Origin of the sequence: Pseudomonas sp. 22526, from assembly GCF_052044735.1 — a bacterium.
GTDB lineage: Bacteria > Pseudomonadota > Gammaproteobacteria > Pseudomonadales > Pseudomonadaceae > Aquipseudomonas > Aquipseudomonas piscium.
Map to the genome: position 1 here is coordinate 1 of NZ_JBQENK010000047.1, position 530 is coordinate 530.

The following is a 530-nucleotide window of genomic DNA, read 5'->3' on the forward strand; positions in this document are numbered from 1 at the left end:
ACGGTAATCCGATTGGCAACCCGGTAGTGCTGGATGGCGAGGGCAAAGGCACGCTCGTCGTACCGCCGAGCGAAAGTGGCAAGCAGCTCGATGTGCTGGTCGACGGTCAGCTGCAATCGACAGTGGAGGTCCCGGTCTTGACCACACAACCTCCAGTCGTTGTTCCATCTCCAACCGTTGTCGACAAGGTTGATCCGAACACCGGTGAACTGCTGGTCACCGGCAAGCCGGGTGGGACTGCGCAACTGCAAGACAAAGACGGTAATCCGATTGGCAATCCGGTGGTCCTGGATAGCGAGGGCAAAGGTACGCTCGTCGTACCGCCGAGCGAAAGTGGCAAGCCGCTCGATGTGCTGGTCGACGGTCAGTTGCAATCGACAGTGGAGGTGCCGGTCTTGACCACACAACCTCCAGTCGTTGTTCCATCTCCAGTCGTAGTCGACAAGGTTGATCCGAACACCGGCGAATTGCTGGTCACCGGCAAGCCGGGTGGGACTGCGCAACTGCAAGACAAAGACGGTAATCCGATT

At 58.5% G+C, this 530-nt stretch carries 1 protein-coding gene; it reads left to right on the top strand.

Going from position 1 to position 530, the window contains the following annotated elements; genetic code table 11:
• The coding region (locus tag ACTJKT_RS31230; protein ID WP_440790413.1) for a hypothetical protein at window positions 1–530 on the top strand (530 nt) is incomplete at both ends.